Below are 22,256 nucleotides of genomic sequence, written 5' to 3'. Positions count from 1 at the left end.
GCGGGCGGCTCCGCGGGCGGTGGGGCTCGGCGACGAGCGGCTGCCGACGGCAGGGTGGAGCTCGGCCAGTGGTGCGCGGTCCCGCGGACTGCAGGGCTTGACCAGGGGTGGCTGTGGGTGGGTCGCCCGGTCTGCGGCGAGGCTCGGTCACGCGGCTGCGGGTGGGTAGCCCCGGAGCCGCTCGGCCGGCGGAGGGGGCTACGGGCGGCTGTCGCTGAACTGGCGTACCAGGCAGGCGAAGGCGGCGCGTTCCGCGGGGGTGAGTTCGACGGACTCCGCGACGGGGCCGGACATTCGCTGGTGGGGCATCGCCCGGAGCGTGTCCTCGTAGCGCCGCACCGCAGCGGCCTTCATGCGGGCCCGGCGCAGCAGATGGCGCACGCCGACGATCCAGAGGGCGGTCACGAAGGCGAGGACGGTCACGCCTATCAACTGAGGGATCGACACATGCTCGGGCATACGCTCCAGTAGACACCACGGCCCGGGACTTTGGTCCCGGGCCGTGACGTATATCGCAGATGCCCTGAAAGGGCGGGGTGTGCGGTCGGCGACTCAGGCCGCGACCGGCTCCTTGGACTCGGCCTTCGTCGCTATCGCGGCGTCGACGACGCTCGCACCGGCGCCCTCGGGGGCCTGCTTGCGCATGCCCTTCAGGACGACCACCAGGGCGGTGGTGACGCAGACACCCGCGGCGATGGCGATGAGGTAGAGGAACGGGTTGCCGATCAGCGGGACCACGAAGATGCCGCCGTGCGGGGCGCGCAGTGTGGTGTCGAAGGACATCGCCAGGGCGCCGGTGACCGCGCCGCCCGCCATGGCGGAGGGGATGACCCGCAGGGGGTCGGCCGCCGCGAAGGGGATCGCGCCTTCCGAGATGAAGGAGGCGCCCAGCACCCAGGCCGCCTTGCCGTTCTCGCGCTCGGTCTGGGTGAAGAGCTTGCCGCGTACGGTCGTCGCCAGGGCCATGGCCAGCGGCGGAACCATACCGGCCGCCATCACCGCGGCCATGATCTTCATGGCCGAGTCGCTGGGGCTGGCGACCGCGATACCGGCGGTGGCGAAGGTGTACGCGACCTTGTTGACCGGGCCACCGAGGTCGAAGCACATCATCAGGCCGAGCAGCGTGCCGAGCAGAACGGCGTTGGTGCCGGTGAGGCCGTTCAGCCAGTCGGTCATGCCCTTCTGGGCGGAGGCGATGGGCTTGCCGATGACGACGAACATCAGGAATCCGACGATCGCCGCGGAGATCAGCGGGATCACCACCACCGGCATGATGCCGCGCAACGCCGCCGGGATCTTGACCTTCTGGATCCCGATCACCACACCACCGGCGATGAGACCGGCGGCCAGACCGCCGAGGAAGCCCGCGTTGATGGTGAGGGAGATCGCACCGCCGACGAAGCCGGGCACGAGACCTGGCCGGTCCGCCATGCCGTACGCGATGTAGCCGGCCAGCACCGGGACGAGGAAGCCGAAGGCGACGCCGCCGATCTGGAAGAGCAGCGCGCCCCAGCTGTCCGCCTGGGTCCAGATGAAGTGGTCCATGACCGACGGGGCCTTGTTGATCTCGTAGCCGCCGATGGCGAAGCCCAGGGCGATCAGCAGACCGCCCGCGGCGACGAACGGGACCATGTAACTCACGCCGGACATCAGCCACTTGCGGAGCAAGCTGCCGTAGCCCTCGCCGGACTCACCGGTGCGCTCCACCGGTGTGCCGGGCGCGGAGCCCGCGGTGACCTCGCCGCGCTCCGCCTTGCCACGGACCTCGGAGATCAGCTCGGTGGGGCGGTTGATGCCCGCCTTCACGCCGACGTCGACGGTCGGCTTTCCGGCGAAGCGGTCCTTGTCCCGTACGGGCACGTCGTGCGCGAAGATCACGGCGTCCGCCGCGGCGATGACCGCCGGGTCGAGCCGGGTGAAGCCGGCCGAGCCCTGCGTCTCGACGACGACTTCGATGCCCGCCTCGCGGCCCGCGTTCTCCAGCGACTCGGCCGCCATGTAGGTGTGCGCGATACCGGTGGGGCAGGAGGTGACGGCGACGATCCGGAACGGAGGGGCAGCGGGGGCGTCAGGCGTGGTGTCCGTGGCGGTGTCGGCGGAGGCCGCCGCCGACGCCGCCACGGAGTCCTTGGAGCCGGCGGCGGAGTCCTCCGACTCCGCAGGCGCGGCCGGGGTCGAGGCCGCGGCCGCCGGGGACTCCTCCCCGCGGATGAGCGCGGCCGCGGCCGCCGCGTCGTCCACGGCCCGCAGCGCGGACGTGAACTCGGCGTTCATGAGCTGGCGGGCCAGCGACGACAGGATCGTCAGATGCGCGTCGTCCGCACCGGCGGGGGCGGCGATCAGGAAGATCAGGTCGGCGGGGCCGTCCGGGGCGCCGAAGTCGATCCCGGCCGCGCTGCGTCCGAAGCCGAGCGTGGGCTCGGTGACGTGTTCGCTTCGGCAGTGCGGGATGCCGATGCCGCCGTCGAGGCCAGTGGGCATCTGGGCCTCGCGGGCAGCCACGTCGGCGAGGAAGCCGTCGAGGTCGGTCACCCGGCCCAGGGTCACCATGCGCTCGGCGAGGGCGCGTGCCGCCGCCTCTTTGGTCTCGGCGGACAGGTCGAGATCGACCAGGTCCGCGGTGATCATCTCGCTCATCGCGGGCTCCTTCGCACGCGTATCGCCCTGGGAAAGTCGTGGGCGGGGGTGGGGACGGGGGTGAGGATGGTGGTGCAGTAGTGGGGTGGTGCGGGGGTGGCGGAGGCTGGGCCGGGGAAATCCCGCCTCCCCTCGTCGACGGGACCGGTGAGGTCCCGCCTGTGTGTGGCTGCGGCGGGGAAGGGGAGGCCCCGCCGCTTCAGGGCCTGTCCATGGGGCGTGGCCGTCATGGCGGAGACGGAGGTGGTCGTCATGACACCGGCTCCGTCAGTACGCGGTCCACGGGGATCTCCGACGTGACGGTCACGGCGGAGGGGTCGAGGTCGGCCGGGCCCGGCATCACGCTGCCGGGGAGTTGTACGGCCGCGGCGCCATGGGCGACGGCTGAGGCCAGGGCCTCCGGGCCACGGCCGCCGGCGATCAGGAAACCGGCGAGGGAGGAGTCACCGGCGCCCACGTTGCTGCGTACGGTGTCCACCCGGGCGCTGCCGAACCAGGCGCCCGCGCTGTCCACGAGCAACTGCCCGTCCGCGCCGAGGCTGGCGAGTACGGCGCCCGCGCCCAGTTCGCGCAGTTCCTCGGCCGCCTTCACCGCGTCGCCCACCGTGGCGAGGGGGCGCCCGACGGCTTCCGCGAGTTCCTCGGCGTTGGGCTTCACCACGTCGGGCCGCTCGCGCAGCGCCGCGAGCAGCGCCGGTCCCGAGGTGTCGAGCGCGATCCGGGCACCCGCCGCATGGGAGCGGGCGACGAGATCGGCGTACCAGGAGGGCGCGAGCCCGCGCGGCAGGCTGCCGCAGCAGGTGATCCAGTCGGTCTCGCCGGAGCGGTACTGCCGGCGCACGGTCTCCAGGAGCAACTCGGCCTCGGCGGCGGAGAGTTCGGGGCCGGGCGCGTTGATCTTCGTGAGCGTGCCGTCGGGTTCGGCGACCGAGATGTTCGAACGGGTGGCGCCGGCGACCGGGACCGGCGCGACCTCGATGCCCTGCGCGTCGAGCAGGTCGGCGACGAGTGCGCCGGGCGCACCCCCCAGGGGCAGGACGGCGACCGTGCGCTGCCCCGCCGCCGCGACCGCGCGCGAGACGTTCACACCCTTGCCTCCCGGATCCATGCGTTCGCCGGTGGCCCGGATGACCTCGCCGCGGTCGAGCGACGGGACCTCGTACGTACGGTCGAGGGAGGGGTTGGGGGTCACGGTGAGGATCATGTACGCACTACTTCCGTGCCGTTGCGCTCGATGGCGGTGGCGTCTTCGGGGCTCAGCCCGCTGTCAGTGATCAGCAGGTCCACATCGCTCAGGTCACCGAAGCGGGCGAAGTGCTCCTGGCCGTGCTTGGAGGAGTCGGCGAGCAGCACCACGCGGCGCGCGGCGCGCACAGCCGCGCGCTTCACGGCGGCCTCGGCGAGGTCGGGGGTGGTCAGTCCGCGTTCGACGGAGAAGCCGTTGGCGGCGACGAACAGGATGTCGGCGCGGATCTCGCCGTACGCGCGCAGCGCCCAGGCGTCCACGGCGGCGCGCGTACGGTGCCGGACGCGTCCCCCGACCAGGTGGAGCTGGATGCCGGGGTGGTCCGCGAGGCGGGCCGCGATCGGCAGGCTGTGGGTGACGACGGTGAGCGTCGCGTCCAGCGGAAGGGCGCCGGCGAGGCGGGCGACCGTGCTGCCCGCATCGAGGATCATCGTGCCCTCGCTCGGCAGTTCGGCCACGGCGGCCTCGGCGATGCGGTCCTTCTCGTCCGCCGCGGTGGACTCGCGCTCGGCGAGGTCGGGCTCGAAGTCCAGCCGTCCGGCCGGTATCGCACCGCCGTGCACCCGCCGGACGAGACCCGCGCGGTCGAGGGCCTTCAGGTCGCGGCGGATGGTCTCCGCCGTGACCTGGAACTCCTCGGCCAGCGACACCACGTCCACCCGGCCGCCGTCACGGGCGAGCCGGAGAATCTCCTGCTGCCGCTCCGGTGCGTACATGTCCGTTCGCCTCCGACCAATGCCCGAACTTGTGGTTTCAAACGCAGGCTACGCCCAGATTTCCAGAAAGTAAACAGGTTCGGGCGCCATTCGGGCATGAACGGACTTTGGGTCGCTGAGGCAACGAAAAAGGCCCGGCACCTGAGGTGCCGGGCCCTTCCGCTATGGCTCATGGCCCTTCCGCCGTGGCTCATGGAACGAGCACCGGCTCCTTCTCCCCCCTCTCCCCCGTCTCCTCCGTCACGTCGACCGTCTCGCCGGGCGCCGCAGCGGAGGGACGGGCCGGCAGCGCGAACATCAGCAGGAAGATCGCCCCCATCACCGCCGCGACCCAGCCCATCGCGTGCTGGAAGGCGTTCACGAAGGCGGGGCCCGCCTCGGCCGGAGCCAGCCGGTCCGCCATCGTGCCGAAGAAGACCACGGACACCAGCCCGAGCCCCAGCGCGTTCCCCATCTGCTGCACGGTGTTGATGAGCCCGGACGCCGAACCGGCGTGCTCACGCGGCACCTCCGACAGCACCGCGTCCGTCAGCGGGGCCACGATGAAGCCCATCCCCACGCCCATGACCACCAGCGGAAGCGCCATCTGCCAGGAGGCGAGGGACATCCCGTAGCGCTCCGACTCCCAGATGTAGAGGAGCACGCCGACGGCCATGATCAGCGCGCCCGCCTGGAGAACCTTGCGGCCGAAGCGCGGGACCAGCAACTGCACCGACGTCCCCGCCGCCGCGGACACCGCGATCGAGAACGGCACCCCGGTCAGCCCGGCCCGCAGCGGGCTCCAGCCGAGCCCGAACTGCATGTACAGCGTCCAGACCAGGAAGAAGATGCCGAGCCCGAGCCCGAAGACGGTCTGTACGGCGATGCCCGCCGCGAAGCTCTTCACCTTGAACAGCGACAGCTCGACCAGCGGCGAACCGTCCCGCGCCGACTTCCGCATCTCGTACGCCACCAGCGCCACGAAGACGACGAGGGCGCCGGCCATCATCGCGTACCCCCACAGCGGCCAGCCCAGCTCGCGCCCGCGGGTGAGCGGGTAGAGCAGCATCAGCAGACCGAGCGTGACCAGGGCGACGCCGACGAGGTCGAGCTTGAGCGCCCGCGGGGCCTTGGACTCACTGATGAACCTCCGGCCGAGGAGGAGCGCGGCTATGCCGACCGGCAGGTTGATGAGGAAGATCGGCCGCCACTCCAGGCCGAAGAGGTTCCACTCCATGAGCAGCGCACCGAGGAGCGGGCCGGACACCGCCCCCAGCCCCACGACGGCGCCGAAGAGCCCGAACACCTTGCCGCGCTCGTGCGCCGGGAAGGTCGCGTGCACGATCGACAGCACCTGCGGCACCATCAGCGCGGCCATCGCGCCCTGCAGGATGCGCGCGGCGACGAGCATCTCCGGGTTCGCGGCGAAGCCGCACAGCGCCGACGCGATCGTGAAGCCGCCCACACCGACGAGGAAGATCCGCTTGCGGCCGTGGATGTCGCCGAGCCGCCCACCGGTGATGAGCCCGGCGGCGAAGGCCAGCGCGTAGCCCGCGGTGATCCACTGGATCTGGCTGAACGACGCGCCCTCGTCGCGCTTGATCGACGGAATCGCGATATTGACGATCGTGACGTCGACCAGGTCCATGAAGGCCGCGGTCATGACGATGGCGAGCGCGAACCAGCGCCGCCGGTCGGGCTCCGGCCTGGTGGACGGGAAAGTACTGCTGGAGGAAGTCATGTCGTCAAGCTAGGAGCCCTATAGGTCAGATCGTGTCCTAGTTGCCGGGCATCCTGGGAGGCATGACCACCGACACCCCGGCCCGGCTCCTCCAACTTCTCTCGCTCCTCCAGACGCCCCGCGAGTGGCCCGGCGGTGAGCTGTCCGAGCGGCTGGGGGTGTCCCGTCGTACCGTCCGGCGGGACATCGACCGGCTCCGGGAGCTGGGCTATCCGGTGCAGGCGACCAAGGGGGCCGACGGCGGGTACCGGCTGGTGGCGGGGAAGGCGATGCCGCCGCTGGTCCTCGACGACGAGGAGGCGGTGGCGATCGCGGTGGGACTGCGGGCCGGCGCCGGGCACGCCCTCGAGGGCGTGGACGAGGCCTCCGTACGGGCCCTCGCCAAGCTCGAGCAGGTGCTGCCGTCCCGGCTGCGGCATCGCGTGTCCACGCTCCAGGCCGCCACCACTCCGCTGACCAGTGGGGACGGGGCGAGTATCGCGCCCGAGACGCTGACCGTGATGGCCGCGGCGGTGGCCGGGCGGGAGCGGCTGCGGTTCGCCTACCGCTCCAAGGACGGGACCCCCTCACAGCGACTGGCCGAGCCGTACCGGCTCGTCTCCACCGGCCGTCGCTGGTACCTCGTCGCGTACGACCTCGACCGCGCGGACTGGCGCACCTTCCGCGTCGACCGGGTCGCCGAGCCCTTCGCGACGGGCGCCCGCTTCGCACCGCGTGAACTGCCGACGGGGAGCGCCGCGGAGTTCCTGCGGCAGTCGATGCACCGGCGTCAGGAGACGTACGACTTCGAGGTCGTCTTCGCCGCGCCCACCGAGTTCGTCGCGGCGCGCTTGCCGGCGTGGCTCGGGGCGCCCGAGCCGATCGACGAGCACAGCTGCCGGCTGCGGTCCTCCTCCAGCGATTCCGTGGAGTGGCTGACGGTGCGGATCACGATGGTCGACTGCGAGTTCACGGTGCGGCGGCCGCCGGAACTGGTCGATTGTGTACGGAAGTTGGGTGGGCGGCTGGCGCGGGCGGCAGGCGGTTCGCAGGAGTCGAGCGCCGGCCAGGGGTGACGTACGCCGACGCCCCCTAGGCAGGTTCAGGTGGCGCGGCGGGGCCGGGCGTTGCTCACACGGCCCCCCAAGGGAAGTCGCCCAGGGCTTGGAGGTGGCGGACCGCCAGCGCGACCGGTCCTGCCGGGCTGTCGGCCGGGTCGTCCCCGGCGGCCCAGGCCTCCACCGCCACACGGAGCGCCGCGCTGGCCACGGCGGCGCTGAGACGGATCTCGGAGGCGGGCGCCACGTCGTCGGCGGGTGTCGAAATCCTCGCTGCCAGCACCGTCGCCAGCGTCCGTTCCGCCGCCTGGCACTCCTGGCCCCACACCCTGAACAGGGCCGGGCTCCCCTCGGCCAGCCGGAGCAGGGAGCGGACCCACTCCATGGACTCCAGCCGCACCCCTACGCCGGGCGTGAGGGTCTGGACGACGGCGTGATGGAGCGCTTCGGGAACGGTCAGCTCGGCCGGGGCGTCGCGTACGGCCTCGGCCCACTTCTGCACGCCCGCGGCGAAGAGGGGGCCGAGGCATTCTTCCTTGCCGGCGAAGTAGCGGTAGAAGGTGCGCGGCGCGACTCCGGCGGCGCGGGCGATGTCCTCGGTGCGGGTCGCACGCAGGCCGTCCCGCATGAAGAGCCCGGCCGCGGCTCGGGCGATCTCCATCCGCGTGGCAGCCTTGCGCCGCTCCGTCAACGAGGGCCCGTCGGCACCGCGCGTCCATGACGAAGAACCCCCGGCGCGGTCGGCGGAAGACCTCGGACCCGCCGCGCGGTCGGCGGAAGACGACGGACCCGCCGCACGATCGGCCGAAGACGACGGACCCGCCGCACGATCGGCCGAGGACAAGGAACCCTCGATCCGCTCGGCCGAGGACGAAAAGCCGCCGGCACGAGCGGCGGAGGCGTGGGCCGCGGGGTTGGTACCGGTCATGAACGTCAGGTTATGCCCCTGTGGCAGAATCTGCCATTCGGGTCACCCCGGGGTTCAGGTACGGGGTGGCCCGTCAATCTGCCCAAAAACAGCCTTCCCCACACCGGGATTGCCGACCTTCGTGCCGGCCCAAGGGCAAAACCCGGCCCAGGTCTCCGTAAGCGCCCCGGAAAGCGTCCGTCCCCGGAAAGCGCCGGAAAGCCCCACTCTCGCCCCGCCCCCTAGGGCCTGTCCGGCGGATCAGGTTGCAGGGAAGCACCGGCACCTCGTAGGTGCCGGTGAGCGGGGTTTGGTGCGTGCGGCTGCAAGGCGGAGGAGGGAGGCGACGCGATGGGGGTCCCCCCGCTCGAGCGAAGTCGAGAGTGGGGGAGTCGTTGACCGACGACAACGCCGCAGATGGGCGTGCCAAGCCCCGCGTCTGCGGCATGATCCGCCGGACAGGCCCTAGGCCCCCCACGGGACCCCGCGCCCCGGGGCATAAAGGAGCCGAGCCCCGGCGCCAGGGGGGGAAGGCGCCGAAGCTCGGCTCTGGAAGAGTCCCGGCGCGGGGGGGGAGTGCGTCGGGACTCGGCTCTGGGGGGCTTGGGGCTGTGCCCCGGGACCCCGAAACCCTGGGCCCTGAAGTCTTGTGCCCAGAGCCCAGCGAGTTGAAGCGGCTTTACATGGCCATGTCCGGTCGACTTACAGTCGGCCTCAAGCCCATGTCAGGCCCACGGCCCACGTTCTCACGCCGCCGCGTCGAAACCCGTATCCCGCGCCAGCTTCTTCAGTTCGAGCAGTGCGTGCTTCTCGATCTGGCGGATGCGCTCGCGCGTGAGTCCGTGTTCCTTGCCGACCTCGGTGAGCGTGCGCTCGCGGCCGTCATCGATGCCGTACCGCATCTTGATGATGGAGGCGGTGCGCTGGTCGAGGCGCCCGATCAGGTCGTCCAGCTCCTCGCTGCGCAGCAGCGTGAGGACCGACTGCTCGGGGGAGACGGCCGACGTGTCCTCGAGCAGGTCGCCGAACTGGGTGTCTCCGTCCTCGTCCACCCCCATGTTCAGCGAGACCGGGTCGCGGGCCCAGTCCAGGACGTCGCCCACACGCTCCGGTGTCGAGCCGAGCTCGGTGGCGATCTCCTGGTGCTCCGGCTCACGCCCGTGCTCGCGGTTGAACTCGCGCTGCACGCGGCGGATCCGGCCCAGCTCCTCGACCAGGTGCACGGGGAGGCGGATCGTGCGCGACTGGTCGGCGATGGAGCGGGTGATGGCCTGACGGATCCACCACGTCGCATACGTCGAGAACTTGAAGCCCTTGCGGTAGTCGAACTTCTCGACCGCGCGCACCAGGCCCGCGTTCCCCTCCTGGATCAGGTCCAGCAGCGGGAGACCGCTCCGGGGATAGCGGCGCGCCACGGCCACGACCAGGCGCAGGTTCGAGCGGATGAAGACGTCTTTGGCCCGCTCCCCCTCGGCGACCAGTGCCTCGAGCTCCTCGCGGGTGGCGTCCGCCTGGGGGGCGTCCGCCTCACCTTCGAGGATCTGCCGCGCGAACACACCGGCCTCTATGATCTGGGACAGCTCGACCTCCTTGGCGGCGTCGAGCAGCGGTGTACGCGCGATCTCGTCGAGGTACATGCCGACCAGGTCGCGGTCGGCGATCTCGCCGCCTACGACGCGAACACTGCGTGCCGCGTCGGTGGTCTCGCCGGTGGCGGACTGACGACGGGCGACGGCACGGGTTGCCATGCGTGCTCCCTTGCGATGGTGGGCTTGCGGGTCCTGGTGGCGGCTCGGACACTCATCCGAGTGCCCGGCATCCGAAGGAAACAACGACTGGAATCCGGACAGAATTCCCAACCCGCCCCTCTATTTTTCTGATCATGCAGTACCCTGTCCGCCACAGCGGGAGGCATGGTGTCGGTGGAACGTACAGAGGTGCAGGTCAGGCCGGGGGTCGAGAGTGACCTCGAAGCCCTCACGGACATCTACAACCACTACGTTCGCGAGACTCCCATCACCTTCGACACCGCGGTCTTCACTCCACAGGAGCGCCGCCCTTGGTTGCTCTCCCACCCTGAAGACGGACCGCACCGCCTGATGGTTGCCACGGACACGGACTCACAGGCGATTCTTGGGTACGCGACCAGCAGCACCTTTCGTGTGAAGCCCGCCTACGCCACCTCGGTGGAGGTCACCATCTATCTCGCCCCGGACGCGGGCGGGCGCGGCATCGGCACGCTCCTCTACAAGGCCCTCTTCGAAGCGCTCGCCGACGAGGATCTGCACCGCGCCTACGCGGGCATCACCCAACCCAACGAAGCGTCCGCGCGGCTGCACGAACGCTTCGGGTTCCGGTACGTCGGCACGTATCGGGAGGTAGGCCGGAAGTTCGGCCGCTACTGGGATGTCGCCTGGTACGAGAAGGACCTCTAAGGTCCGCCGCAGTCGGCTCAGCCGAACTGCACCGACCGCTTCGCCATCCCCATCCAGAAGCCGTCGATCACCGACTTCTGCCCGTCCAGCTCACCGGCCGCGTCCGCCGCACCCATGGTCACGAAGAGGGGGGCGAAGTGCTCGGTGCGCGGGTGGGCGAGGCGGCCGGCCGGGGACTTGCGCTCGAAGTCGAGCAGCGCGTCCACGTCGCCGGCGTCCAGGGCGCGGTGCCCCCAGTCGTCGAACTCGCTCGACCAGGAGGGCACTCCCCCGCCGGCGTGCCGCAGGGCCGCGAGGTTGTGCGTGAAGAACCCGGAGCCCACGATCAGGACGCCCTCGTCGCGCAACGGCGCCAGCTTGCGCCCGATCTCCATCAGCCGGACCGGGTCGAGGGTCGGCATGGAGATCTGCAGGACCGGGATGTCGGCCTCGGGGAACATCTCGACGAGGGGGACGTACGCCCCGTGGTCGAGGCCGCGGTCCGGGATGTCCTGGACCGGGATGCCGGGCGCGCGCAGCAGTTTCCGTACGGACTCGGCGAGTTGAGGGGCGCCCGGAGCGGCGTACCGGACCTGGTAGTAGTGCTCGGGGAAGCCCCAGAAGTCGTACACGAGCGGCACGGCCTGCACCGCGCCGAGGGCCAGCGGGGCCTCCTCCCAGTGGGCGGAGACCATCAGGATCGCCTTGGGGCGGGGCAGCTCGGCGGACCAGGCGGCCAGCTCGCCGGGCCAGATCGGGTCGTCGGCCAGCGGCGGGGCGCCATGACTGAGGTAGAGGGCGGGCATGCGCTCCTGCGGGGCACGCCCCTCGGTGGCGGCGGACGTGGCGACCGACATGGCGGCTGCTCCCTCCGTTGAGTTCAATCGTCAGACCGTAAGAACCGTAAGAACCGTGTGAACCACAAGACCAATAGTTGAAGTCTCAAGTTCTGGTTTTCGTGACCCTAGCATCACCTTGTTTAATCTTCAAGAAGAGGCTCGTACAGTGGAGTACATGAACACGGCATCCCCACCCGCTGAAGAGCCGCTCTGGCTCACCGACGAGGAACAGCGCACCTGGCGTGCCTACATGCACGCCGCCACCCTCCTGGAGGACCATCTCGACCGTCAGTTGCAGCGCGACGCGGGCATGCCGCACGTCTACTACGGCCTGCTGGTCCAGCTCGCCGAGGCACCGCGCCGGCGACTGCGGATGACCGAGCTGGCGAGGAACGCGAAGATCACCCGCTCCCGTCTCTCGCACGCGATCGCGCGCCTGGAGAAGAACGGCTGGGTGCGCCGCGAGGACTGCCCCTCCGACAAGCGGGGCCAGTTCGCGGTGCTGACCGACACCGGCGTCGAGGTGCTGGGCAAGGCCGCGCCGGGTCATGTCAGCGCCGTACGGCAGGCCTTCTTCGACCGGCTCACGCCCGAACAGCAGAAGGCCCTCGGCGAGGCCATGCTCATCATCGCCGAGGGCCTGCAACCGAAGGACGCGGGCGCGGACCTGCCCTGGCTGCGCTAGGGCCTGTCGTGGAGGGCTCACTCGTGGAGAGCTCCGCCGCGGAAGGGCCCGGACGCGGGTCCGCCCCGGTTCCGTCGAACTCGGAACCGGGGCGGACCCTGGGATTCGTACGGGCGAGGCGTCCCCACCCCGCGCCCGTACGCGAAGTACCGAACGAAGTGCCGAACGAAGCACCCGAAGCACCCGAAGTCCTCGGAGTGCCCGTACGGGTGATCAGTGGGCGATCACCGGCACCTTCACCTCGTCCTCGGCGCCCTCGCCCGCGCCGGACGCCGCGGTCATGTCCGGGCGGCCGGTGTTGATGAGGGTCACGGCGATCAGCGCGGCCACCACGAGGATGCCGACGGCGAACCAGATCGCGCTCGTGTAGCCCTGCACCATGCCCTGCGCCTGGACCAGCTGCCGCTGGGACGCGGAGGTGGCACCGGCGACGTGGTCCTCGATGTACGAGGTGGTCGCCGAGGCGGCGATCGTGTTCAGCAGGGCCGTACCGATCGCGCCGCCCACCTGCTGCGAGGTGTTGACCATCGCGGAGGCGACACCGGAGTCACGCGGCTCCACTCCGAACGTGGCGAGCGACATGGCGGGCATGAACGCCGTACCCATGCCGAGGCCGAGCAGCAGCATGGCGGGCAGGATCAGACCGGCGTACGACGAGTCGATCTCCAGCTGGGTCAGCAGCAGCATGCCGACCGCGGCGGCCAGGAAGCCGGGGCCCATCAGCAGCCGCGGCGCGACCCGGGTCATCAGACGGGCGCCGATCTGGGTCGAGCCCGTGATCATGCCCACGATCATCGGCAGGAAGGCGAAGCCGGTCTTGACCGGCGTGAAGCCCTTGATGATCTGGAGGTAGTAGGTGAGGAAGAGGAAGAGGCCGAACATCGCGATGATCGCGAGGCCGAGCGAGAGGTAGACACCGCCGCGGTTGCGGTCGGTGATCACGCGCAGCGGCAGCAGCGGGGCCTTGACCTTGGACTCGACGAGCACGAAGGCCGCGAGCAGGAGCGCCGACGCGACGAACAGGCCGATCGTCATGGAGTTGCCCCAGCCGTCGGACTCGGCGCGGGTGAAGCCGTAGACGAGCGAGACCAGACCGAGGGTGGACAGGACGACACCCGGGATGTCGAGCGGCGAGCGGTTGCGGCTGCCAGCCGGCTCACGGATGACGAAGTACGCGCCGGCGGCGGCGACGATCGCGAACGGGATGTTCACGAAGAAGGTCCAGCGCCAGTTCAGGTACTCGGTGAGGAAGCCGCCGAGGATCAGGCCTACGGCGCCACCACCACCGGCGATCGCACCGTAGATACCGAACGCCTTGGCGCGCTCCTTGGCGTCCGTGAACATCACGGCGAGCAGGGAGAGCGCGGCGGGCGCGAGCAGCGCGCCGAACGCGCCCTGCAGTGCGCGGGAGCCGAGCAGCATGGCCTCGTTGGTGGCGGCACCGCCCAGGGCGGACGCGCCGGCGAAGCCGATCAGGCCGGTGACGAAGGTGCGCTTACGGCCCCACAGGTCGGCGATACGGCCGCCGAAGAGCAGCAGTCCACCGAAGGCGAGGGCGTAGGCCGTGATGACCCACTGCCGGTTGCCGTCCGAAATCCCAAGGTCCTGCTGGGCGGAGGGCAGCGCGATGTTCACGATGGTCGCGTCGAGAACGACCATCAGCTGGGCGAGCGCGATGAAGACGAGCGCCTTCCAGCGGTTGGCGTTCGCCGTGTCCGGCGTTGCCATTGATGTTCCTGTTTCAGACATGGGGGTACCCACTCCGGTACTTCGCAGCGAAAAAAGGCAAGGGGAAAGGGACGGCTCGTCGTCTGCGACGGGCCGGAAGCTTCTTGGGAGTTACGACTTAAAGAGTGACGACTTACGAGTTGCGACTTACGAGTTGCGAGTCATGGCTTACGACTTACGACTTACGAGGACAGGCTCGTCGCAGTTCCTCCACGGTGGCGGCCACTCCGGGCAGTTCGGAGGGGGCCGGTGCCCGCAGTCCGTCCAGGAACAGCTGCAGATGACGGTGCACGAAGCGGTCGATGCCCTGGCACGGGGTGCCGGGCAGCGGCCTGGTCAGTTGGCTGACGGCGACCATCAGGTCGCCGGACTCCACATCGGTGCGCAGTTGGCCGGCCTCGCGGGCGCGCGCCATCAGCTCCTCGATCAGCGCCATGGTCCGCTCGCGTGCGGCGAACAGATCCGGATGGTTGCGGTCGAAACTCTCGGCGAGCATGGGGCACATGGCGCCGATCCGCTCGTCCGCGGAGAAGTGCACGAAGCCGCTCAGCGACTCGAAGGCGTCGTTGCCTTCGGCGAGTGCCGCCTCGATCCACTCCGACGTACGATCCATGACCGCGCAGACGACCTCTCGGGCCAGCGCGTCGCGGTCCGGGAAGTTGCGGTACACCGTGGCGTTGCCGACACCCGCGCGGCGGGCGATCTCGTCGAACGGCACCTCGGGGCCGAACTCGACGAACATCTCGCGCGCGGCCGCGACGATCCGCTCCCGGTTGCGCAGGGCGTCGGCGCGGGGCCTGGGCACTCGGCGCCGCTCGGGGGTGGCGGTTTCCACGGCGTACTCCTCGTTGACGGATGAAGACTGTGGTGCGATCCGGGGATTCCGTCCCCGTTTCGCTCGGACACATGGCTAAACGGGGAAAGCTTCCCCGGTTATTTCCCAACCCAGAGGTGACCTGCGTCACACCCTCGGGGTCAAGAAACCCACGATCGGGCTCCTCCAACGCGCGCCCACGCATCCCTCGACACAGGGTGATCGCACAGGGTGCAGTCGGTGACCGGGCGGCTGCCGTGAGCGAAGGGCCCCTGCATGCAGCCGACCAGCCGCCGCCGGATACGCCCGCGCCGCGTGGCCGCGCTCGCCGCGGTGTCCGTTCTGACGCTGGCGGTCAGCACCTCCGCCGGCACCGGGCACCTCACGGCCGGCTCCACGACGGCGGGCTCCATCGCGCTGGCCCGCGCCACGGCGCTCGGTCCCTGCATGATCAACGGCACGATCGGCGTCCAGATGGGGGAAGGCATTCCGACCTCCTCCGGCTACGCCCGCTCCACCGGCACCGTCCGGGCCCTCACCCTGATGGTCGACTTCTCCGACGCGCCCGGTGAGGGCAGAGCGCTCGACCGGCTCGGCGAATTCTTCCCGAAGACCCAGGACTGGTTCCGCACCGCCTCCTACGGCCGCATCGACTACCGCCCCGAGACCCCCGTCAGGGACTGGCTGCGGATGCCCAAGCCGTTCAAGGCGTACGGCATAGAGCGCGGCGCCCCCTTCGACCCCGGGTACCGCGACCTGGTCCAGGATCTCGTGACCACGGCCGACCCGAAGGTGGACTTCCGCTCGTACGACCTCCTGAACGTGCTGGTGACGCCGAATGCCGGTCCCTCCGCCCTGGACACGGTCCTGTCCGTCACCTTCGCCGGCAACATGGACGCGCCGATCGCCGACGGTGTCCCGATCTCCAACGCGTCCTTCGTCTACAGCCGCCAGGACGACGGCTCCGGCTCCTACGCCGACACCGGCTACCGGGTACTCCCGCACGAGAACGGCCACACCTTCGGCCTGCCCGACCTCTACACCCAGGACGGCGGAGGCGCGGTCGGCCACTGGGACATCATGAGCGAGGACTGGGGGGCCGACAACGATCTGCTCGGCTGGCACAAGTGGAAGCTGGGCTGGCTCGACCACTCGCAGGTCGGCTGCGCCGCGACGCCCGGGACGACGGAGTACACGCTCACTCCGCTGGCCCGGCCCGGCGGCACCAAGCTCGTCTTCGTCCCCACCGGCACCAGGACGGGGTACGCCCTCGAGCTGCGCACCCGCGAGGGCAACGACTCCACCGTCTGCCGCCCCGGCATCCTCATCTACATGGTCGACGCGGGTATCGACACCGGAAACGGCCCCATCACCGTCTACGACTCCCAGCGCGACACCGGCGGCTGCACCCGCAGCCCCAACGTCCACGCGGAACTCTCCGACGCTCCCTTCACTCCCGGCGAGGCCTTCAAGGACCCCCGGACGGGCATCACGATCTCCGTCGCGAAGGCGGATCTCACGGGGCACTACCACGTGCACGTGACGCGCCGGTGAGAAGCGGGCCGGAGGCAGCGGCCCAGCGCCGACCTGCTGAGTCCACCGGGCACGCACTACGGTGTCTCTTCTGAGATCTCTGAGATCTCTGAGCTCTCTGAGATCCGCAACGGAGAACCCATGCCATCGAACGTCGTGCCGACCGCCGACCCCCGGGACCGGTAGTGAGATCGACCGGTAGTGAGACCGAGGCCGCGGTGCCCGCCGAGGCCGTCACCCCCCTCATCCGCGGTATCGCCGTGCTGCGCCGGCTGACCGAGGCCGACGGCGTGTCCAGTCTCAGCGGCCTGGAGCGGTCCACCGGACTCGCACGCTCCACCGTCGACCGGATCACGGCGACCCTCGCGCGCAGGGGGTACGTACGTCTCGACGGCCGGGACGCCGTACTGGCCCCCCGTCTGATGGAACTCGGCAACGCCTACCTGGCCGCCCTGCGCCTGCCCCGCCTCCTCGACGCGCACGCCGACGCCCTCGCCGACGAACTCGACGAGTCGGTGTCGCTCGCGGTCGGCGACCGGGACGGCATCCGCTTCATCCACCAGGCGACCCGGCGCCGCGCCATGTCGCTGAGCTTCCGCATCGGCGACCTGCTCCCCGCCGAACGCACCGCGCCGGGCCCGCTGTTCGCCACCGAGTGGGGCGAGCCGGAGTGGGCGTGGTGGCACGAGCGGCGTACGGCCGATCCGGAGGACCGGGGGTTCCCGGCGGTCCCGGCACGGAGCCGTCCGCTCGATACGGACTCCCGTGAGGAGGTCCGACTCCCCACCGTCGGCGACGACTTCGAGCGGCGTACGGCCGAGGCGCGGGAGGCCGGGTGGGCGCTGGACGACCAGTTGATCGAACCGGGCCTGGTCGCCATCGCCCTGCCCGTGCGGGAGGCGGGCCGGATCGCCTGTGTGGTGAGCGTGGTGAGCCACACCAGCCGCCACACCGCGGCCGACCTGCGCGACACCGTGCTGCCACGGCTGCGGACGGCCGTCGCCGCGATGGAGCGGGAGTTGCGGGAGGCCCCGCCCGCCGAACCCGTCGCCCCCTCCGGCCTCGCCGTCTGGACCGGCGCCTCCAAGCAGGAGCTGGGCCGGGAGTTCATCGAGTCGCTGGCCCGCGGCCTGACCGTGATCACCGCCTTCGGCGAGGGCCGCGCCCAACTGACCCTCACCGACGTCGCCCAGGCCACCGGGCTCGCCCGTGCGACCGCCCGCCGCGCCCTGATCACCCTGGAACACCTCGGATACGTCACCGCACGCGACCGCTTCTTCCGGCTCACCCCCCGGGTGCTGGGCCTCGGTTTCCCACCGCTGTCGCGGACCTCGCTCGCCGAGATCGCGGCCCCGCACCTCACCGAACTCTCGCAGCGACTGCACGACTCGGTGTCGCTGGCGGTCCTGGCCGGCGACGAGATCCAGTACACGTGCCGCGTCAGCATCAGCCGCATCATGAGCGTCAACGTCAGCGTCGGCACCCGGCTGCCCGCGTACGCGACCTCACTGGGCCGGGTGATGCTGGCGGACCTTCCCGAACCCCAACTCCCCGAGCGGCTGCCCGCGTTCACCCCCCGCACGGTCACGGACCCGGGCCGGCTGCGGGCCGTCCTGGACCGCGTACGGGAAGAGGGATACGCCCTCGTCGACGAGGAGTGGGAGCAGGGACTGCGGGCGATCGCCGTACCGGTGCGGGAGCGCGGTGGGCGGGTCGTGGCCGCGGTCAATGTCGCGATGCACAGCAGTCGTCGTACGGCTGAGGAGTGCGTGGCCGAGGTGCTGCCCCCATTGCGTGCGACGGCGGAGCGGATCGAGGGGGATCTTCGGGTGGCGGGGCGGTTTCGGCGGGTGCCGAGCGCGTGACCCTGTGACCGGGCGTTCACACGTGAACGCCCGTGCCGGCACAAAAGGCAGTCCTCCACGCCGCGGAAGTCACCCGGGCCCGGCGGACGCGCAGGAAGCGCCCCAGCTCGGTGCCGTTCGACTGCTCACTGTTCGTGTCTTCGCGTGTGCGAGGGCCGATGACCTCGGCGGTAGGCGCGTGGGGGCCCTGTCACGCCCCGGAACGTGGCTCCCCCGCTCAGCACGGCCTGGCACCCGGCGCGCTGAGCCCGCAGGCTCTATAGGTCGCAGAACTCGGCCGTGGCCGACTTCGCCCATCCCGGGCCGTACGCGTAAGCCGTACTCGCAGCCACATTCGTAGCCGCATTCGTAGTCGCACTCGTAGTCGCACTCGTAGTCGCACTCGCGAAGGAGAACACCGCATGACAACGTGGACGAGCGAGGAACTCGACAGCGTCGGCCACGCGGAGGAACTGGAGATCGCGTCCCTGCGCAGCGGCGGCACGCTGGGCAGTCGGCGGACCATCTGGGTCGTACGCCTGGGCGACGACATCTACGTCCGCTCGGTCAACGGGCCGGGCTCCGACTGGTACCGAGGCACCCGGGCCCGCCAGGAAGGCCGGATCGAGGCCGACGGCGTGACAAAACTCCAAGCACACCCCCCACTGGAGAATTCATGTTCACCGTCAACGCCTACACCGCGACGTCCGCGACCGCCCCCCTCGCCCCGGCCACCATCGAGCGCCGCGAGGCAGGCCCGCACGACGTCGTCATCGAGATCAAGTACTGCGGCATCTGCCACTCCGACATCCACCACGCCCGCAGCGAGTGGGGCCCGACGACCTATCCGGTAGTGCCCGGACACGAGATCGCGGGCATCGTCACGCAGGTGGGCTCCGAGGTCACCAAGTACGCCGCCGGTGACCGGGTCGGCGTCGGCTGCCTGGTCAACTCCTGCCGCGAGTGCGCGCCCTGTCTGCGGGGCGAGGAGCAGTACTGCCTCCAGGGCAGCACCCTCACCTACGGCTCCATCGACAAGGACGGGACGCTCACCCAGGGCGGCTACTCCACCCACATCGTGGTCACCGAGGACTTCGTGGTCGGGATCCCCGAGGGCATCGGCCTGGACGAGGCGGCCCCGCTGCTGTGCGCGGGCATCACCACGTACTCCCCGCTGCGCCGCTGGGGCGCGGGCCCCGGCAAGAAGGTCGCGATCGTCGGCCTCGGCGGGCTCGGCCACATGGCCGTCAAGCTCGCGCACGCGATGGGCGCCGAGGTCACCGTCCTGTCGCAGTCACTGAAGAAGGTGGACGACGGCCTGCGTCTGGGCGCCGACCACTACTACGCCACCGGCGACCCGGCCACCTTCGAGCAGCTGGCCGGCACCTTCGACATCATCGTCAACACGGTGAGCGCGAAGCTGGAGCTGGACTCCTACCTGTCACTGCTGGCGGTGGGGGGTGCCATGATCAACGTCGGCGCCCCGGCCGAGCCGCTGTCGCTGAGCGTCTTCTCGCTGATCATGCAGGGCCGGTCGTACGCCGGTTCGCTGATCGGCGGCCTCCGCGAGACCCAGGAGATGCTGAACTTCTGCGCCGAGCACGGTATCGGCGCCGAGGTCGAGGTCATCCCGGCCTCCGGGATCAACGAGGCGTACGAGCGTGTCCTCGGCTCCGACGTGCGCTACCGCTTCGTGATCGACACCGCGACGCTGGCCTGATCCACGGCCGCGTCTCCTGAGACCACCCCGTACGAGGCGCCGTCCCCCGAGCCCTCGTACGGGGTGCCGCCTCGGCACCGACCCGGAGGTCGTCGATCAGTCGCCACGACCTACCCCAGACCGCGAAGCGCGATCTCCAACGAAGACACGCACGAACAACATCACCGAAGAACTCCCCGCCCTCTGAATCCCCCGCTGCCTTCCGCGCGGTCCCGCAAGAGGACCACTGCCCTCCGAGCCCCCATGACGCCCCGGCGCCCGACCGACAACCGCTAGACTGTGCGTGGTGCGCCGCTTCGGCGGGGCACCCTGTGGATGTCTGGGGCCCCGAAGGTCGAGATCCGCCCACTATGGGCAGTTCTCCCACACCTTCGCCCGCACATCCCCGCCTTCGCCTTCGTAGCTCAGGGGATAGAGCACCGCTCTCCTAAAGCGGGTGTCGCAGGTTCGAATCCTGCCGGGGGCACAGCAAAACGCCTGTTCAGAGGCCCTTCCGTCCAACGGACGGGAGGGCCTTCGTACTCGCAGCACACATATGGCACACATGCGGCTGCGGGCAGAGGTGGGGAGCTGCGCGAGATGCCTGCCAAGGACGAGCTGGCCCGGCGCCGGTACGAGAAGCTGGTCGACCTCTTGGAGGGCCTGATGCGGGCTTCACTGAAGCCTCGCTACCGGGGCTACCACGGGCAGCTGATCCTGAGCAGCGGCAATCTTGAGGAAATGGGCGAACTGAAGGACATCCGTCGTGCTGCACGCGAGGCGGGCCGTCGTCTCGGCTGGCACCCGAAGACCCACGTCGTCGACGCAAGACTCTTCGTGTATGACGACCGCGAGGTCCCCAGGGAGATCAGCGAGCTGGCCGCGGGGGATGCTGCTGACGCAATCGACGCAGAACTCCGCGGCCGCGAGTAGAAGCAAGTACGGTCGGTCGTCGCCGCCCCACCTTTACTGAAGAGCCTGTACAGCATGCCGGAAATCTGTCGAGCCCGACCCTGCGGCGGCTCTACCCTTCCCGCATGGCCCATGGAAAGACCTCGTATGTTTGCCTGCCCTGCCGGGCCTCGTACAAGCAGCCCTACCCCGGCTACCACGACCACGACCGGGTCTGTCCACGCTGCGCCGAACCACTGATCCACGTCGGCTCCGCCTTCGCGGCGCCCAAGAGGCGGGACACCGCCGCCTGGCGCACCCTCTCCGTGCTGCTGCACGCCGGTGTGCGCTTCCACAAGAGTTGCTGCGGCGGCCCCGGCTACCGCCCACGCACCCTCAGCGAGGTGCGCGAGCGGATGGCCTACGCCCGGGCCACCGGAGAACCATTCGCTCAGGCGTTGGTCCGCGGCGAGCTGCCCTAGTACTCCAGCTGTAGATCGTGATCTTGCTGGCCCCGTGCCAGATCTCGGGCCGAACTGATCCCCGTCTCGATTGGTCCGGTCCGATGCGCTTGCTGTCTCAGCTGGACTGGTCAGTGGAGGGACTGATGGTGCTGTCCGTGCCGTAGAAGCGGCCCTGTTCACACAGGGCGTCAATCTCGGCGTTGTCTTCCTCGCTCAGTTGCCCGTCCAGCGCGACACTGATGACGCGTCGGGCTCGGGACAAGCGCCGGGCGACATCCCAGTCGACGATGAACTTGCCGATGGTGTGCTCGTCGGCGGTGCCGAATGCCATGCGGGATCCAAGTTGGTCGAGGGAAACCACGAACTCGTTCAGGTCCTGCAGGACTGCGACGACCTCGTTGAGGGGTATGCGGATCTCTCGGGAGGACATGTCCATCGGCCGACTCAACTCCAGAGCTGGTGCTTCGGCCCCGACCGTGATCCTGCTCGTCAGGGTCGGTCCGGGAACGGGTACGGCCACCGGTGATCATCGGTGTGTGAAGACAGAAGATCAGACGGTGGCCGCAGGTCACAGCATAGATCCTGCCCGGTGGCAGGAGACGTTCGAGATCCTGATGGGCCGTATCGCGGGACGGTTCGTCAGGGTGGAACCACGGCAGCGGGCACGGGCGTTCGTGCTCGGCTTGCTGTCGGACCTGCCGCGCAAGAACTGCTGGACGCTCGCCGAGCATGCCGGGGACGCGACCCCGTACGGTCTGCAGCATCTGCTGTCGAGGGCCAAGTGGGACGCCGACGCGGTACGCGACGACATCCGTGGCTTCGTCGTCGGGCAACTGCACGACGACGCGGCAGTCCTGGTCGTAGACGAGACCGGTGATCTCAAGAAGGGCGCCGCCACGGTGGGCGTGCAGCGGCAGTACACCGGCACCGCCGGACGCATCGAGAACAGCCAGGTCGCTGTCTATCTCGCCTACTCCACCCCGCGGGGCCATGCGGCGATCGACCGGGAGTTGTACGTTCCGCGCTCCTGGACCGAGGACCCGGCCCGCTGCCGGGCCGCCGGAATACCCGACACCGTCGGC

At 70.1% G+C, this 22,256-nt stretch carries 22 protein-coding genes and 1 tRNA gene; 11 read left to right on the top strand and 12 right to left on the bottom strand.

Annotation, left to right across the window (positions count from 1 at the left end):
• Positions 1-198: 198 nt before the first annotated feature.
• The 6 genes from AB0D57_RS00115 to AB0D57_RS00090 form a co-directional block, all read right to left on the bottom strand.
• Positions 199-459, bottom strand: a complete 261-nt coding sequence (locus AB0D57_RS00115; RefSeq protein WP_362065093.1) for a hypothetical protein — start codon at positions 457-459, stop codon at positions 199-201.
• Positions 460-552: 93 nt separating this feature from the next.
• Positions 553-2,637, bottom strand: coding sequence for a fructose-specific PTS transporter subunit EIIC (locus AB0D57_RS00110; RefSeq protein WP_362065090.1), 2,085 nt, complete (start codon positions 2,635-2,637; stop codon positions 553-555).
• Entirely contained in the window at positions 2,634-2,891 is a 258-nt protein-coding gene (locus tag AB0D57_RS00105) for a hypothetical protein (protein WP_362065087.1), read from the bottom strand. The genes AB0D57_RS00110 and AB0D57_RS00105 overlap by 4 nt, the downstream gene beginning before the upstream one ends.
• Positions 2,888-3,841: a 1-phosphofructokinase gene (pfkB, locus tag AB0D57_RS00100; RefSeq protein ID WP_362065084.1), complete on the bottom strand. Its 954-nt coding sequence runs from the start codon at positions 3,839-3,841 to the stop codon at positions 2,888-2,890. The genes AB0D57_RS00105 and pfkB overlap by 4 nt, the downstream gene beginning before the upstream one ends.
• Complete coding sequence (locus AB0D57_RS00095; protein ID WP_362065081.1) at positions 3,838-4,599, bottom strand: DeoR/GlpR family DNA-binding transcription regulator; 762 nt, start codon at positions 4,597-4,599, stop codon at positions 3,838-3,840. Before AB0D57_RS00095 ends, pfkB begins: the two co-directional genes overlap by 4 nt.
• A gap of 190 nt (positions 4,600-4,789) precedes the next feature.
• Positions 4,790-6,319, bottom strand: a complete 1,530-nt coding sequence (locus AB0D57_RS00090) for an MFS transporter (RefSeq protein ID WP_362065078.1) — start codon at positions 6,317-6,319, stop codon at positions 4,790-4,792.
• Positions 6,320-6,381: 62 nt separating this feature from the next.
• Here AB0D57_RS00090 and AB0D57_RS00085 point away from each other — a divergent pair, with 62 nt between their 5' ends.
• Positions 6,382-7,374, top strand: a complete 993-nt coding sequence (locus tag AB0D57_RS00085; protein WP_362065075.1) for a YafY family protein — start codon at positions 6,382-6,384, stop codon at positions 7,372-7,374.
• Between the two features lie 55 nt (positions 7,375-7,429).
• Here the strand turns inward: AB0D57_RS00085 and AB0D57_RS00080 are convergent, their stop codons facing one another.
• On the bottom strand, positions 7,430-8,284 hold the full coding sequence (locus AB0D57_RS00080) for a TetR family transcriptional regulator (protein ID WP_362065072.1): 855 nt from the start codon (positions 8,282-8,284) through the stop codon (positions 7,430-7,432).
• Between the two features lie 725 nt (positions 8,285-9,009).
• Positions 9,010-10,011: a sigma-70 family RNA polymerase sigma factor gene (locus AB0D57_RS00075; protein WP_362065069.1), complete on the bottom strand. Its 1,002-nt coding sequence runs from the start codon at positions 10,009-10,011 to the stop codon at positions 9,010-9,012.
• Positions 10,012-10,179: 168 nt separating this feature from the next.
• Here AB0D57_RS00075 and AB0D57_RS00070 point away from each other — a divergent pair, with 168 nt between their 5' ends.
• Positions 10,180-10,698, top strand: coding sequence for an N-acetyltransferase family protein (locus tag AB0D57_RS00070; RefSeq protein ID WP_362065671.1), 519 nt, complete (start codon positions 10,180-10,182; stop codon positions 10,696-10,698).
• Positions 10,699-10,715: 17 nt separating this feature from the next.
• Here the strand turns inward: AB0D57_RS00070 and AB0D57_RS00065 are convergent, their stop codons facing one another.
• Positions 10,716-11,534 carry a class III extradiol ring-cleavage dioxygenase gene (locus AB0D57_RS00065; protein ID WP_362065066.1) on the bottom strand — a complete coding sequence of 273 codons (819 nt, stop codon included), beginning with the start codon at positions 11,532-11,534 and terminating at the stop codon, positions 10,716-10,718.
• Between the two features lie 157 nt (positions 11,535-11,691).
• On the opposite strand from AB0D57_RS00065, the gene AB0D57_RS00060 reads away from it, so the two are divergent.
• Positions 11,692-12,201 (top strand): MarR family transcriptional regulator, encoded by a 510-nt coding sequence (locus AB0D57_RS00060; RefSeq protein WP_362065063.1) that lies wholly within the window; start codon positions 11,692-11,694, stop codon positions 12,199-12,201.
• 213 nt (positions 12,202-12,414) lie between these two features.
• Here AB0D57_RS00060 and AB0D57_RS00055 read toward each other — a convergent pair whose 3' ends face one another.
• Both AB0D57_RS00055 and AB0D57_RS00050 read right to left on the bottom strand, forming a co-directional pair.
• Positions 12,415-13,929 carry an MFS transporter gene (locus tag AB0D57_RS00055; RefSeq protein WP_362065060.1) on the bottom strand — a complete coding sequence of 505 codons (1,515 nt, stop codon included), beginning with the start codon at positions 13,927-13,929 and terminating at the stop codon, positions 12,415-12,417.
• Positions 13,930-14,104: 175 nt separating this feature from the next.
• On the bottom strand, positions 14,105-14,764 hold the full coding sequence (locus AB0D57_RS00050; protein WP_362065057.1) for a TetR/AcrR family transcriptional regulator: 660 nt from the start codon (positions 14,762-14,764) through the stop codon (positions 14,105-14,107).
• A gap of 255 nt (positions 14,765-15,019) precedes the next feature.
• Here AB0D57_RS00050 and AB0D57_RS00045 point away from each other — a divergent pair, with 255 nt between their 5' ends.
• From AB0D57_RS00045 to AB0D57_RS00015, 7 genes are all read left to right on the top strand, one after another.
• The gene (locus AB0D57_RS00045; protein ID WP_362065054.1) at positions 15,020-16,297 is read left to right on the top strand and encodes a M6 family metalloprotease domain-containing protein; all 1,278 of its coding nucleotides are present in this window, start codon (positions 15,020-15,022) and stop codon (positions 16,295-16,297) included.
• Positions 16,298-16,461: 164 nt separating this feature from the next.
• Complete coding sequence (locus AB0D57_RS00040) at positions 16,462-18,141, top strand: IclR family transcriptional regulator C-terminal domain-containing protein (RefSeq protein WP_362065051.1); 1,680 nt, start codon at positions 16,462-16,464, stop codon at positions 18,139-18,141.
• Between the two features lie 401 nt (positions 18,142-18,542).
• Entirely contained in the window at positions 18,543-18,974 is a 432-nt protein-coding gene (locus AB0D57_RS00035) for a DUF2255 family protein (RefSeq protein ID WP_362065048.1), read from the top strand.
• Positions 18,857-19,840 (top strand): NAD(P)-dependent alcohol dehydrogenase, encoded by a 984-nt coding sequence (locus tag AB0D57_RS00030; protein ID WP_362065669.1) that lies wholly within the window; start codon positions 18,857-18,859, stop codon positions 19,838-19,840. The genes AB0D57_RS00035 and AB0D57_RS00030 overlap by 118 nt, the downstream gene beginning before the upstream one ends.
• Positions 19,841-20,233: 393 nt before the next feature.
• Positions 20,234-20,306: transfer RNA gene (locus AB0D57_RS00025), tRNA-Arg, on the top strand.
• Positions 20,307-20,419: 113 nt separating this feature from the next.
• The gene (locus AB0D57_RS00020) at positions 20,420-20,752 is read left to right on the top strand and encodes a hypothetical protein (RefSeq protein ID WP_362065045.1); all 333 of its coding nucleotides are present in this window, start codon (positions 20,420-20,422) and stop codon (positions 20,750-20,752) included.
• A gap of 104 nt (positions 20,753-20,856) precedes the next feature.
• The gene (locus AB0D57_RS00015) at positions 20,857-21,192 is read left to right on the top strand and encodes a deoxyxylulose-5-phosphate synthase (RefSeq protein WP_362065042.1); all 336 of its coding nucleotides are present in this window, start codon (positions 20,857-20,859) and stop codon (positions 21,190-21,192) included.
• A 97-nt stretch (positions 21,193-21,289) separates the two neighbouring features.
• Here the strand turns inward: AB0D57_RS00015 and AB0D57_RS00010 are convergent, their stop codons facing one another.
• Positions 21,290-21,610 carry a hypothetical protein gene (locus tag AB0D57_RS00010; RefSeq protein ID WP_362065039.1) on the bottom strand — a complete coding sequence of 107 codons (321 nt, stop codon included), beginning with the start codon at positions 21,608-21,610 and terminating at the stop codon, positions 21,290-21,292.
• Between the two features lie 178 nt (positions 21,611-21,788).
• On the opposite strand from AB0D57_RS00010, the gene AB0D57_RS00005 reads away from it, so the two are divergent.
• Positions 21,789-22,256, top strand: a 468-nt coding sequence (locus tag AB0D57_RS00005) for an IS701 family transposase (RefSeq protein WP_362065667.1), incomplete at its 3' end; no start/stop codon positions are given.

Source organism: Streptomyces sp. NPDC048275 (genome assembly GCF_040652275.1).
Classification (GTDB): domain Bacteria; phylum Actinomycetota; class Actinomycetes; order Streptomycetales; family Streptomycetaceae; genus Streptomyces.
This window is presented reverse-complemented; position numbering and strand designations above follow the sequence as displayed.